We start from the raw sequence: 11783 nt of genomic DNA, 5'->3' as shown, positions 1-11783 counted from the left end.
TACAGCTGTTGCTGTGTCTGAAGATTCTTTTTTGTATTCAGAGGCGCTCAGTCTTTTCTGGGCGGAGCTGTCGTGCCGCGCAGGGAGAGCGAGGTGCCCAGATAGGTTCTCTGGATATCGTGAGTGCCGGAGGTCATCAGATGGTGCAGACGTTCGATGGAAAGTTCGCCCAGCCGTTCCGCATTAATGTGGACGGAAGACATAGCCGGGGAAGTCATATGGCAGACATTGGAATCGTCAAAGCCTACGACTGAGATATCTTCCGGGACTTTCAGCCCCTTTTGTATCAGGGCAAAGACAACAGCAGCAGCCATGATATCGTTGCCAGCGACGATGGCCGTTGGCAGAGAGGAACGCTGGCTCAGCAGTTCCAGAAAATTTTTCTGCAGGTCCTTCTGAAAGTAATCCAGATGATAGAGATGTTCTTTCTGGAAGGGAAGTTCGAGCTTTTCCAGCATGTGAATAAAATTGATTTCTGTATCCAGATGGGTCCCGTATTCCTGCTGACTGGTGACATATCCAATATTTGTATGACCGAGTTCTTTCAAATGGGATAGTGCCTGATAGCAACCCATCTCTCCGTCGACACTAAAACAGTTCACGGAGCAGCCGCTGAACACCCGGTCCACTACGACGAGAGGCACCGGGAAATTTTCAAAGCGTTGGTAATCTCTGTGTTTATATTCGGTACCAAGAAATACAATACCGTCGCAGCTTGTATTCTGGGCATCTTCCAGGACCCGGTTTAATGTTTCGTAACTGGCATTGGCGATGGACAGGGAGTACTGCTTTTGCCGGCATGCGTGCTCTACACCTTCCATCACGCGGGTACTGAATTCATTGCGCATATAAGGAGTCCAGGAAGGATCCCTGTAGTAAAGATAGAGAATACGTTTCGGAGCCGCTTCTTCTTTTTTGCGGATGGAATACCCATTCTGAAGCAACAGGTCAGTAATCTGGGCACGGAGTTCCGGCCGGACTCCGGGCTTGTCATTTAAAACCAGTGAGACAGCGGCTGGAGAGACGCCAGCAGCTTCGGCGATTTTCCTTACAGTCATTTTCATAGATTTCTGAAGCCTCCCATTTTGTTTATTCTTATTACACATCATAACATACAATTTGTTTGCAATCCATACTAAACGTTTAGAAAAATATAAAATTATATAAATGCAATATTTTGATGATTTTACGGAATCTGTGCAAGAATCTGAATTGACATGCATCTGCATCTGTATTACTCTAAAAATATCAAACAATCATCGGCGGTTTACTGGTGATGGTGTTTAGGGGTGTTTTTTAAACAAACATTAAGAGTATAGGAGGTATGAAGTGTTATGTATCTGAAGTATGGTATGATAGGCGGGGGTAATGGAGCATTTATCGGAGATGTGCACAGAAGAGGGGCATTTCTTGGAGGATTTGCCAAACTGACGGCTGGATGTTTTACAAGAAATCCGGAAAAAAATGCAGAAGCTGCGGAAGCGTGGAATGTGGAGGATAAGAGCCGCGTGTATGCCAGTTATAAGGAAATGGCAGAAATGGAAAGTTCCCGCGAGGATGGCATTGATTTTGTTGCAATTACGACACCGAACGATACGCACTATGACATTGCGAAAACGTTTCTTGAGAAAGGAATCCACGTAATATGTGACAAACCGGTCACATCGACGGTTGAACAGGCGAAGGAATTGGAAAAACTGGCAAAGGAAAACAATCTTTGTTTTGCGGTTACTTATTCATATCATGGATATGCGATGGTTCGCCAGGCCAGAGAGATGGTCGAAGCGGGAAAAATAGGAGATATCGTATACGTGACAACCGAGTATCCGCAGGATTGGCTGCTTCTGGGACTGCGCGATGAAGAGACCCGTAAAAAGATGTGGCGGATTGATCCTGAGAGAGCGAATGGCTCACTGTGTACAGTGGATATCGGGACACATCTGGAGTCCTTGATCCATGCAGCAACAGGGCTTGATATTACGAAAGTACTGGCCCGGTTTGACAATACAGTTGATGGATTGCCGCTTGAGACGAACAGTAATGTGATGCTGCAGCTCAGCAACGGGGCTTCTGGAAATCTCTGGTCTTCCATCGTAGCTATCGGTCATGATGCAGATGTTCGCATCCGTATCTACGGAACAGAAGGAAGTCTTGAGTGGTATCACGGCAAACAGGGACTGCTGAAATTTGCACGTCTTGGTGAGCCTGTTCAGTATCTGGCTATGAACCGTGATTACAATGGTGAACAGAGCCTCGGCATGTCACATTTGCCGGCTGGTCATCCAGAAGGATATTACGAGGCGTTTGGAAACATCTATGAGGCGTTCTGCCGGGATGTCATTGCAAGAAAAGATGGAGCAACAGAAAAGCAATACATTTATCCGGACATTGAGGACGGTATTAACGGTGTTCGCTTTGTTGATGCCTGTGTTGAGAGTAATGCAAACGGAAATGTATGGGTGGAGATCTGATCCTGTATGGGGTGTAAATGAGAGTAAAGGCCGTGCTGCTTTAAAAGTGCGGTCTTTTTTTGATGCCCGGGAATTTTTTGGGGAAACAGCAGAAAACTTTAATGAAATGCTTGTAAATATAATTGTTTTTTTGATGAAAAAAGATTAATATAGAACATGCAAAGGAAAAGAAGATAAGACACAAATAGTTGACAAAAAACATATTTGAAATAAACAGTTTAACGTATAATATGAATAAAGATGATAAAATTATTTGAAATGCATTGACATATAAGGTGGCAGTATAATATTATATATAAAGAATTGAAACACATGGTAATAAACAATTGATAGTTTAATAAACAAGCCTATTGACTAATTTACTCTATATAATTCTCATGTGCAAAAGACATCGGATCCTACACCGATGTCTTTTGTTTTTTAAAAATAAAACTGCGATTTTATGAGGGATTTAAAGGTGTAAAGTTAAAATGATGAAAAAAGTAGTGCTATTAAACAGTTTAATGTACATAATAAACAAATATGAAAAACCGGGTGTTTTAGTGTTGACTGATGGAGGGTTTAGTGGTATGTTCTAAATATAAGATAAACAAAACAAAAACATTAAATGAATGATTGGTGCATAAACCTAAACAGAAGGCGAAAGGCCTTAAAATTTTAATTTTATATTATGAGGAGGAACTGATTATGAAGGCGAGAACATTAGGTATGGCGATTGCAGGCGTTATTATGGCAGGGATGCTTACCGCATGCGGAACGGAAAGCGCTGCGAGCAATGAGGAAGTGAACGGTGTCATTGGTTATCTGTGTTATGACATGGATCAGGATACGGAAGCGTTTGCAGATGAGCTGAGAGCAGAAGCGGGCAGTCTGGGTTATGACTGCCGAATCGTAAGCCTGGACGGAAATGACAAAAAAATGGTATCAGAGTGTATCGGAATGTTGTCTGAAGATGTTGATGTGCTGGTCGTGACACCGGATAAATCCGTCGATGCACAGCCTGTAGCGGAAGCTGCACATGTAAACGATGTCTCCGTTGTGCTGAATGGATTTGGAAGCGGTGTAGTGGATTATGATAAGCTTGTCAGTACGACCGGAAACGCCGGAGGAAAGGCAGCGGCAAAATCTGCAGTTGAACTGATGACAGGCGGAAATTAATAGAAGAAAGTCAAAAGTTGCGACATAAACCACTTGCAAATAACCACCACTTATTATAATGTATAAGAGTCAAAAGTTTTTGACGGAATACATGTAAAGTGGTGGTTTTTTTGAATTATACAGAAGCAGTTACTTATATAGAACAGATTCCGCGATTTGCGATTAAAGAACCGCTTGCTCATGCAAAAGAACTTCTTCGCCGTGTGGGAGATCCGCAGAACACTATGAAGGTGATTCATGTGGCAGGGACGAATGGGAAAGGCAGCGTATGTGCTTATCTGGCATCGATGCTGCAGGAAGGTGGACTTTCCTGTGGTTTGTTTACGTCTCCGCATCTGGTGAGTATGAATGAACGTTTTCGCGTGAACGGCGAAATGATGGATAATGCGTCCTTTGTCAGATTGTTTGGCAGGGTAAAGCAGGTGATTGACGAATTTGTGGCAGAAGGACGGGAACATCCGAGCTACTTTGAGATCCTGTTTGCTGTAGGGATGCTTTATTTTCAGGAAAAACAGGTCGAGTATGCTGTGCTGGAGACCGGACTGGGCGGGAGGCTGGATGCGACGAACACGGTTTCGCATCCTCTTGCATGCATTATTACATCGATCAGCCTCGACCATACAGAATATCTGGGGGACACTGTGGATAAGATCGCCGCCGAAAAAGCCGGCATTATCAAGCCGGGAGTTCCCGTGATATTTGACGGGTGCAATCCGGATGCGGCAGCGGTGATAAAAAGACGTGCGGATGAACTTGGAAGCCCGGCATTTATGCTGGAGGAGTCCATGTATAAGGCGATCAGTAATACTCCGGAGGGAATCAGATTTCTATTTGATGGAGCGGATGAACTGGCGATTCCGTATGTGGCCGCATATCAGATGATGAATGCATCCCTGGCTTATTTTACGATGAAGGTCCTGAGTAATGTACATGGTCTGAAGGACGAGGTGCTCAGACGAGGAATTGCAGGCACAAGGTGGGAAGGCCGTATGGAAACGATACTTCCCGGAGTGATCGTGGACGGGGCCCATAATGAAGACGGTGTACGCAGGTTTGTGGAGACGGCAGTTCATTTTAAAAAGGATTATAAGATTACAATTTTATTTTCCGCAGTTGCAGACAAGCGGTACAGGGAAATGATCGCTGAAATCTGCCGGCAGATTCAGCCGGATGCTGTCGTTGCTGCTCAGATTGAAGGCGAACGCAGCGTACCTGCAGGGGCGCTTGCAGAGGAGTTTCGGAAGAACGGGTGCCGCAAGGTGCATGAACAGCCTGATATCGGCAAGGCGTTTGATGAGGCATGCACAATGCGGGGGGATGGTCTTTTGTTCTGCGTGGGGTCCCTGTATCTTGTGGGGGAGATCAAGAAGTGTCTAAGGAGATACGAAAATGATAAATTATGAAGAAGAACTGAAAAAATTCAAACCGAGTCTGGATGTAGATGAAGTGGAGAATGCCGTATACAACAGAGATCTGACTGACGTGATTGATATTCTGAAAGAAATGCTGGATGCGGGCGGACAGACGAAAACGAAGAAAGAGTGAGAGGAATACAGATGAATTGTATGAACTGCGGTGCTCTGTTGAATGAATCCTCACACTGCCCAAAGTGCGGGTTCGATGTAGTGGTGCAGAAAAAAGCATATCTTCTTTCGAATCTCTATTATAATCAGGGGCTTGAAAAGGCGGAAATCCGAGACTTGTCCGGAGCGATCGATCTGCTGAAACGGAGTTTGAAATTTAATAAACTGAATATACAGGCGAGAAATCTGCTTGGCCTGGTGTATTTCGAGACGGGAGAAGCTGTCTCTGCGCTGAGTGAATGGGTGATCAGCAAGAATATCATGCCGGAAGGGAATATAGCGGCAGAATATATTGACAGGCTGCAGGCAAACGCCAATAAGCTGGATGGAATCAATCAAACGATAAAAAAATATAATGAGGCGCTGGGTTGCTGCAGAAACGGCAGTTCTGATGTGGCGGTGATTCAGTTGAAAAAGATTCTGACACAGAATCCTAAACTGATCAAAGCATACCATCTGCTTGCGCTGAATTATATTCATGAGAAAGAATACGAGAAGGCCAGGCGGATTCTCAAAAAGGCAGCAAAAATTGATAAGACAAACTCCACAACGCTGCGCTTTCTCAGAGAAGTCGACGAACAGACCGGCACGCATACGAATCTGGAATCAAGATGGAATTTCAGGAGGAGTAAACGTGAAGAACGGGAAGAGCAGATGGGTGTAAATGATGTTATTCTGCCCCCTGCTTTCAGAGAGAGCTCTGTGTTTTCTACGGTCCTGAATATCGGTTTTGGCCTTGTTGTGGGGGCGTGTGTCGTATGGTTTCTGTTTGTTCCGGCAAGGGTACAGAGCATTAACCGTGAGGCGAATCATAAGGTTACGGAGTACAGCAATACGATGGCCAGCCAGGCGGCAGAGCTGTCTAAGATGGAAGATAAGATAAAGGAATCGGAAGAAACTGTAACATCCGCACAGGATCAGATTTCCCAGGCGGATGAGCGTGTGACCAGTTATGAAAACCTGATCAAAGCATGGAGTGCCTATCAGGAAGAAAATTATACGAACGCAGCAAACTCACTTGCTGAGGTGAACGTGGAGCTGTTGTCGGTAGACGCGAAGGCGATCTATGACAATATCTATGCGGATATAAGGTCCACACTGTTTTCAAAATTCAAATCGGCGGGAATTGAGGCGTTTGATCAGCAGGATTATGCGACAGCAATCACGCAGCTGATGCAGGCTCTGGAGATCGATAATACGGATTATGAAGTGCTGAATGTTTTGGCACATTGTTACCGTGAAAGCGGTGATACACAAAATGCATTGAAGTATTTCCAGGAGATCATTACACAGAATCCGGATACGCGGCGTGCATCGAGTGCACAGGCGTATATCGATGCCATCAACAGCGGCCAGGATATCCTGGATGCAGATGGAGATGGGGAAACGTCCGCCGGTGACGGTGAGGAAGACGAAGGAAGTCCGGAAGGGAATGAGGGCGAAGGGGATGGTTCCCCGACAGATTCCGGAAATGAAGGTGATACCGGGGACATTTACGAAGAATAGAGAAACCTCTAAAACGGGGATGCGCAGGAGACTGTGTATCCCCGTTTTGATTCTGGCGGGGTTAAGGGGAGAGTTTTATTAAAAAAAGTAACTGTTCTGGACGGCTCATAAGCCCGACCTTGTTTTATATCGATATTTCCGCCGCCATGAACAGTTGGAAAAAATTAAATAAGGGAGTATAAGATCGTATGGATGACATGTTTCGTGTAAGTGGGACGAGCCTTACAGTTTTCGTTCCGAAAGAATTAGATCATCATATTGCGGAAATGCTGAATCAGAAGACGGACTGGATTATGGAGCAAAAAAATATTCGGCGAATCATTTTTGACTTCAGGGAAACGGATTTTATGGACAGTTCAGGGATCGGAGTGATCATGGGGAGATATAGAAATATCAACCTGATCGGCGGGAATGTAGAGGCGGTGCATGTAAATGACCGGATTGATAAACTGCTCCATATGTCAGGAATATATAAACTGATATCGATCAGCAGGGAGAAAAAATGGAATATCAAGGGGAATCAGAAAGGGGAACAGTATGGAGAACACGAATGAAATGAGCATTGAATTTGACAGCCGCTCCTGCAATGAAGGGTTTGCCAGGGTGGCGGTTGCGGCATTCTGCACGCAGTTAAATCCCACACTCGAGGAGGTTGCAGATGTAAAAACAGCAGTATCGGAGGCGATCACAAATTCAATCATTCATGGATACGAGAGCGAAGTACATAAGATCAGAATTGAATGTAAAACGGTTGGTCATGAACTGTATCTTACAGTGATCGATCATGGAAAAGGAATCGAAGATGTAAAAAAGGCGATGGAACCTCTTTTTACAACAAAACCGGAGTGGAACAGATCCGGTATGGGATTTGCTTTTATGGAAGCCTTCATGGACGAGGTCGTTGTGGTATCGGAGCCCGGAAAAGGGACAGAAGTTCACATGAAAAAGACAGTCGGAAGCCGTATTGGTGAGTTTCCGGAATGAGAAGGAGGAAGTATGGAGCATACCCTTGCCCTGATTGAATTGGCGCACGAAGGGGATAAGGAAGCGAGAGATACGATTATTAATGAGAACATGGGTCTTGTCTGGAGTATCGTGAAGCGTTTTGCAAACCGCGGGGTCGATATGGAAGATTTGTTCCAGATAGGATGCATTGGACTGCTGAAAGCTGTAGATAAGTTTGATCTGAGTTATGAGGTCAGATTTTCAACGTATGCTGTTCCCATGATTGCGGGAGAGATGAAGCGTTTTCTACGGGATGACGGAATGATAAAGGTCAGCCGCTCGCTGAAAGAAACAGGACACAAAGCGTATGCGGCAAAAGAACAGCTGGAAAAACAGATGGGAAGAGAGCCGACGCTTTCTGAGATTGCTGCTGCGATTGAGGTGCCGGAGGAAGAGCTGGTGGAAGCAATGGATGCAGGGGCTCAGATTGAGTCTCTGCAGCAGACCATTTATCAGAGCGAAGGCAACAGTATTGAGCTGATGGACAAGCTGAAAGAGGAAGGAAACAGCCAGGAAACGGCGCTGGACAGGATTGTCCTCACAGAAGTTCTCGGAACTCTGAACGCAAAAGAACGTGAACTGATTTATAAAAGATATTTTCAGGATATGACACAGACAGCCATTGCAAAAGAAATGGGAATGACGCAGGTGCAGGTATCCAGAATGGAAAAAAAGATTTTATTGGGATTACGGGGAAAGTTGTTATGACTTTCTCCGTATATTTTTTTGTAAAACTTCAATACTAATTGAAGTACAAATAGAATGCGCAGAAAGAAGGGAAAGTATGACACGGAAACGGATGGTAGTTTGGCTGGCAGTGCTCGTTCTGACGTGCGCGGCTTTGGTTGGCTGTTATCTATGGCAGCGGGGAAATGAAAAAGAAAAGTCCGGAGGCATGCTGGTGGAACGGATTATGGATGAGGATGTGGCTATATGAGTACGATGCTTTATTTGCAGACAGATAAAAATATCAGGGTGAGCAGTCCGGATGTTTACCTTAAGGATATTGCGAACCTCTCGTGCAGTGATCCGGCAGTGCTTGCCAAAATGCAGGCGCTGAAAATACGGACCATCAAGGAGGAGCAGTACGGACGGTATCCTATAGCCGTGACCGATATCGTGAAAAAGATACAGGTACTGGACTCTAATGTGGATGTGACTCATATTGGAGAACCTAATTTTATCATTACATTTGAAGACCCGTCGAAAAAGCATCGGCTGATGAGCGTGATAAAAATTATTTTTGTGTGTATTGTAACCTTTATCGGCACGGCATTTTCGATTATGACGTTCAACTCTGATGTGGATATACCCAAGCTTTTTGAGGAAATTTACGTGCAGTTTACCGGACTTGAATACACGGGCTTTACAGTGCTTGAGATATCGTATTCTATCGGCATCGGTCTTGGCGCCGTGTTCTTTTTTAATCATTTTGGCAAACGAAAGCTTACGCAGGACCCGACGCCGATGGAGGTTGAAATGCGTACCTATGAAGATTCGGTGGATACTACGATCATCGAGCAGGAGGAGCGGAAAGGGAAGGAATAGCAGGATATGTATGTGGTGCTGTGTTTTTTGGGGCTGTGTTTTGGGGGTGTGATCGCAAGCGGAGTCGTGGCTTTTATCATCAGTCTTGGGATTGTACCGCGTTATGCGGGGATCACGAGGACGGCTGAACACATCATGCTGTATGAAAATATGGCTATTCTGGGAGCGGTGGTCGGGAATGTGATGTGCTTTCTGCCGGTGGGGATTCCTCTTGGCTGGATCGGCCTGCTGGTGTTCGGTACATTTTCCGGAATTTTTCTGGGGAGCTGGATTGTGGCACTCGGTGAAGTAGTGGATATCTATGCGATCCTGTTTCGGAGAACCGGAATTGTCAAAGGTGTTGCGTTTGTGATTGTCAGTATGGCACTTGGAAAAGTGCTCGGTTCATTGTGGTTTTTCTATAAAGGATGGTGATGTCATGGAAAGTCTGAAAACAGAAGCAAGTAAAAAAGAATATGAAAAGTATGTCAAAGAAGTAACACCGGTGCACAGCCTGCCTGCCAACATGCTGAAGGCGTTTATTGTGGGAGGGCTGATCTGCGTGCTCGGACAGTTTCTGCTGAATATGGCTCAGGGGCAGGGACTTGACAAAGAGAAAGCAGCAGCCTGGTGTTCCCTGATTCTGGTGCTTTTGAGTGCGGTGTTGACGGGATTCAATATTTATCCTAAACTTGCAAAGTTCGCGGGTGCGGGAGCCCTTGTACCGATTACGGGATTTGCCAATTCCGTAGCTGCGGCAGCGATCGAATACCAGACAGAAGGGGAGGTCTTTGGAAAGGGCGCCAAGATTTTTTCGATCGCGGGACCGGTCATCTTATATGGGATCACAAGCTCGTGGATCATCGGCCTGATTTACTGGATATTGAAAATCTGCGGTGTGGTGGGCTGATACAGGTAATATTTGGTTCAATACGGGAGTCCGGTTTGCCGGACTCTTTGTTCTGTTAAGAAATATGTGATTGCAGGTAGTTATATTAAGATAAATTTGATACAATAATAGTGTTTTAACAGACTGATCTACAGGAGGATAAAGAATATGCAGCTGGCAGTCATTACGGCGTTTGGTGTAGGAGGAGCCACCATTGTCGGAGTTTTGATCGGGTTTTTATTTCGCGGGATACCACATCGCTTCAATGATATTATACTGAGCTATGCAGCCGGGATCATGCTTGGGGCAGCAGTGCTTGGACTGATCGTTCCCTCTCTGGAAGAGGGCAATGTCTGGATTTCGCTTCTGGGGATACTGACGGGGGCGGTGTTTTTAAATTTTGCAGACCGGCTCACCCCGCATCTTCACCGCATTACGGGAATGGACCAGGAAGCACATGCTGACAGGCAGAGCCAGCTGAATAAAGTCATGCTTTTCGTGATGGCGATTGCTATTCATAATCTGCCGGAGGGGATCGCTGCCGGGGTTGGCTTTGGCACGGAAAATATAGGGAATGCGATAACGGTGGCTATCGGTATTGCGCTTCAGAATATCCCGGAGGGGATGGTGATCGTGTCTCCTCTTATTATGGCTGGAGTGCCCAGATTCCGCGTGTTTGTCATAGCGTGTTTTACCGGAGTAATAGAAATTATCGGAACAATGATTGGTTTTGGCGCGGTAACTGTCGCGAGCGCGATACTTCCTTTTGCGCTTGCATTTGCTGGAGGAACGATGATCTACGTGGTGAGCGATGAGATGATCCCGGAGACTCACAGTCATGGGTATGAGCGGCAGGCAACATACGCGTTGCTTTTCGGGTTCATGACGATGATTCTGATGGACTGGTATATTTAAGGTGACAGCCTCAACAGGCGGTGAATAAAAGATGAGGAGAATAATATGGAACAGGTATTTATTATGGATCATCCGTTGATCCAACACAAGATCTCACGGCTGCGTGATGAGACAACGGGAACGAATGAATTTCGTAAATTAGTGGAAGAGATCGGCATGCTGATGGGATATGAGGCGCTGAGGGATCTGAAAATGGAAAAAATCACTGTAAAAACGCCGATAGAGGAGTGTGAATCTCCTGTTATCGCCGGAAAAAAACTGGCGATCGTACCGATTCTGCGTGCGGGGCTTGGCATGGTGAATGGTATTCTGGCACTGGTTCCGTCGGCAAAGGTGGGCCATGTCGGGCTTTACCGTGATCATGCGACTCACGAACCGCATGAGTATTACTGTAAATTACCCGATCCCATCGAGGAGAGAGTGATCGTCGTTCTGGATCCAATGCTCGCGACGGGAGGATCAGCGGAGGCTGCGATTAATTTTGTGAAGCAGCATGGCGGGAAGAAGATTAAATTCATGTGTATTATTGCTGCTCCGGAAGGAGTGCGGCGCCTGCAGAAGGCACATCCGGATGTGCAGATCTACTGTGGATGTGTGGACCGGGAACTGAATGAAGATGCGTACATATGCCCGGGTCTTGGAGATGCCGGTGACCGTATCTTTGGGACAAAATAGATTGTACTGTATGATTCTGCCGGAAATGAGAGATACTAATTCCAGAACAGGAAT

General features: G+C 45.7%; 15 protein-coding genes. 14 read left to right on the top strand and 1 reads right to left on the bottom strand.

Annotation, left to right across the window (positions count from 1 at the left end):
- Positions 1-47: 47 nt before the first annotated feature.
- Positions 48-1064: a LacI family DNA-binding transcriptional regulator gene (locus tag MCG98_RS17115; RefSeq protein WP_240303060.1), complete on the bottom strand. Its 1017-nt coding sequence runs from the start codon at positions 1062-1064 to the stop codon at positions 48-50.
- A 270-nt stretch (positions 1065-1334) separates the two neighbouring features.
- On the opposite strand from MCG98_RS17115, the gene MCG98_RS17110 reads away from it, so the two are divergent.
- The 14 genes from MCG98_RS17110 to upp all read left to right on the top strand — a co-directional run bounded on the left by MCG98_RS17110 (position 1335) and on the right by upp (position 11729).
- Positions 1335-2471: a Gfo/Idh/MocA family oxidoreductase gene (locus tag MCG98_RS17110; protein ID WP_240303059.1), complete on the top strand. Its 1137-nt coding sequence runs from the start codon at positions 1335-1337 to the stop codon at positions 2469-2471.
- 687 nt (positions 2472-3158) lie between these two features.
- Entirely contained in the window at positions 3159-3629 is a 471-nt protein-coding gene (locus tag MCG98_RS17105; RefSeq protein ID WP_240303058.1) for a hypothetical protein, read from the top strand.
- Positions 3630-3739: 110 nt separating this feature from the next.
- Positions 3740-5032, top strand: coding sequence for a folylpolyglutamate synthase/dihydrofolate synthase family protein (locus tag MCG98_RS17100; protein WP_240303057.1), 1293 nt, complete (start codon positions 3740-3742; stop codon positions 5030-5032).
- A complete protein-coding gene (locus MCG98_RS17095) occupies positions 5019-5174 on the top strand; it encodes a hypothetical protein (protein ID WP_044983252.1) in 156 nt (51 codons plus the stop codon). Before MCG98_RS17100 ends, MCG98_RS17095 begins: the two co-directional genes overlap by 14 nt.
- Positions 5175-5185: 11 nt before the next feature.
- On the top strand, positions 5186-6718 hold the full coding sequence (locus MCG98_RS17090; protein ID WP_240303056.1) for a tetratricopeptide repeat protein: 1533 nt from the start codon (positions 5186-5188) through the stop codon (positions 6716-6718).
- Positions 6719-6906: 188 nt separating this feature from the next.
- Complete coding sequence (locus MCG98_RS17085) at positions 6907-7272, top strand: anti-sigma factor antagonist (RefSeq protein WP_240303055.1); 366 nt, start codon at positions 6907-6909, stop codon at positions 7270-7272.
- Complete coding sequence (gene spoIIAB / locus MCG98_RS17080; RefSeq protein WP_240303054.1) at positions 7256-7702, top strand: anti-sigma F factor; 447 nt, start codon at positions 7256-7258, stop codon at positions 7700-7702. The genes MCG98_RS17085 and spoIIAB overlap by 17 nt, the downstream gene beginning before the upstream one ends.
- Positions 7703-7714: 12 nt before the next feature.
- Positions 7715-8431: an RNA polymerase sporulation sigma factor SigF gene (gene sigF, locus MCG98_RS17075; RefSeq protein WP_240303053.1), complete on the top strand. Its 717-nt coding sequence runs from the start codon at positions 7715-7717 to the stop codon at positions 8429-8431.
- A 76-nt stretch (positions 8432-8507) separates the two neighbouring features.
- A complete protein-coding gene (locus MCG98_RS17070) occupies positions 8508-8660 on the top strand; it encodes a hypothetical protein (RefSeq protein WP_240303052.1) in 153 nt (50 codons plus the stop codon).
- Positions 8657-9271 carry a stage V sporulation protein AA gene (locus MCG98_RS17065; RefSeq protein ID WP_240303051.1) on the top strand — a complete coding sequence of 205 codons (615 nt, stop codon included), beginning with the start codon at positions 8657-8659 and terminating at the stop codon, positions 9269-9271. The genes MCG98_RS17070 and MCG98_RS17065 overlap by 4 nt, the downstream gene beginning before the upstream one ends.
- A gap of 6 nt (positions 9272-9277) precedes the next feature.
- Entirely contained in the window at positions 9278-9685 is a 408-nt protein-coding gene (locus tag MCG98_RS17060; protein ID WP_240303050.1) for a stage V sporulation protein AB, read from the top strand.
- A 4-nt stretch (positions 9686-9689) separates the two neighbouring features.
- Entirely contained in the window at positions 9690-10160 is a 471-nt protein-coding gene (locus MCG98_RS17055; protein ID WP_240303049.1) for a SpoVA/SpoVAEb family sporulation membrane protein, read from the top strand.
- A gap of 147 nt (positions 10161-10307) precedes the next feature.
- Positions 10308-11054 (top strand): ZIP family metal transporter, encoded by a 747-nt coding sequence (locus MCG98_RS17050; RefSeq protein WP_240303048.1) that lies wholly within the window; start codon positions 10308-10310, stop codon positions 11052-11054.
- A 45-nt stretch (positions 11055-11099) separates the two neighbouring features.
- The gene (gene upp / locus MCG98_RS17045; protein WP_240303047.1) at positions 11100-11729 is read left to right on the top strand and encodes a uracil phosphoribosyltransferase; all 630 of its coding nucleotides are present in this window, start codon (positions 11100-11102) and stop codon (positions 11727-11729) included.
- The last annotated feature ends 54 nt before the right edge of the window (positions 11730-11783 follow it).

It is taken from the genome of Ruminococcus sp. OA3 (genome assembly GCF_022440845.1).
In the GTDB taxonomy this organism is placed as follows: domain Bacteria; phylum Bacillota; class Clostridia; order Lachnospirales; family Lachnospiraceae; genus Ruminococcus_G.
The sequence above is the reverse complement of the archived record's forward strand: the minus strand, read 5'-3'. Positions and strand labels throughout refer to the sequence as shown.

What these genes read in the sequence shown, in the direction of transcription:
- MCG98_RS17115 (WP_240303060.1), bottom strand. Translation starts at nt 1,064, where the DNA reads ATGAAAATGACTGTAAGGAAAATCGCCGAAGCTGCTGGCGTCTCTCCA.
- MCG98_RS17110 (WP_240303059.1), top strand. Translation starts at nt 1,335, where the DNA reads ATGTATCTGAAGTATGGTATGATAGGCGGGGGTAATGGAGCATTTATC.
- MCG98_RS17105 (WP_240303058.1), top strand. Translation starts at nt 3,159, where the DNA reads ATGAAGGCGAGAACATTAGGTATGGCGATTGCAGGCGTTATTATGGCA.
- MCG98_RS17095 (WP_044983252.1), top strand. Translation starts at nt 5,019, where the DNA reads ATGATAAATTATGAAGAAGAACTGAAAAAATTCAAACCGAGTCTGGAT.
- MCG98_RS17090 (WP_240303056.1), top strand. Translation starts at nt 5,186, where the DNA reads ATGAATTGTATGAACTGCGGTGCTCTGTTGAATGAATCCTCACACTGC.
- MCG98_RS17085 (WP_240303055.1), top strand. Translation starts at nt 6,907, where the DNA reads ATGGATGACATGTTTCGTGTAAGTGGGACGAGCCTTACAGTTTTCGTT.
- spoIIAB (WP_240303054.1), top strand. Translation starts at nt 7,256, where the DNA reads ATGGAGAACACGAATGAAATGAGCATTGAATTTGACAGCCGCTCCTGC.
- sigF (WP_240303053.1), top strand. Translation starts at nt 7,715, where the DNA reads ATGGAGCATACCCTTGCCCTGATTGAATTGGCGCACGAAGGGGATAAG.
- MCG98_RS17070 (WP_240303052.1), top strand. Translation starts at nt 8,508, where the DNA reads ATGACACGGAAACGGATGGTAGTTTGGCTGGCAGTGCTCGTTCTGACG.
- MCG98_RS17065 (WP_240303051.1), top strand. Translation starts at nt 8,657, where the DNA reads ATGAGTACGATGCTTTATTTGCAGACAGATAAAAATATCAGGGTGAGC.
- MCG98_RS17060 (WP_240303050.1), top strand. Translation starts at nt 9,278, where the DNA reads ATGTATGTGGTGCTGTGTTTTTTGGGGCTGTGTTTTGGGGGTGTGATC.
- MCG98_RS17055 (WP_240303049.1), top strand. Translation starts at nt 9,690, where the DNA reads ATGGAAAGTCTGAAAACAGAAGCAAGTAAAAAAGAATATGAAAAGTAT.
- MCG98_RS17050 (WP_240303048.1), top strand. Translation starts at nt 10,308, where the DNA reads ATGCAGCTGGCAGTCATTACGGCGTTTGGTGTAGGAGGAGCCACCATT.
- upp (WP_240303047.1), top strand. Translation starts at nt 11,100, where the DNA reads ATGGAACAGGTATTTATTATGGATCATCCGTTGATCCAACACAAGATC.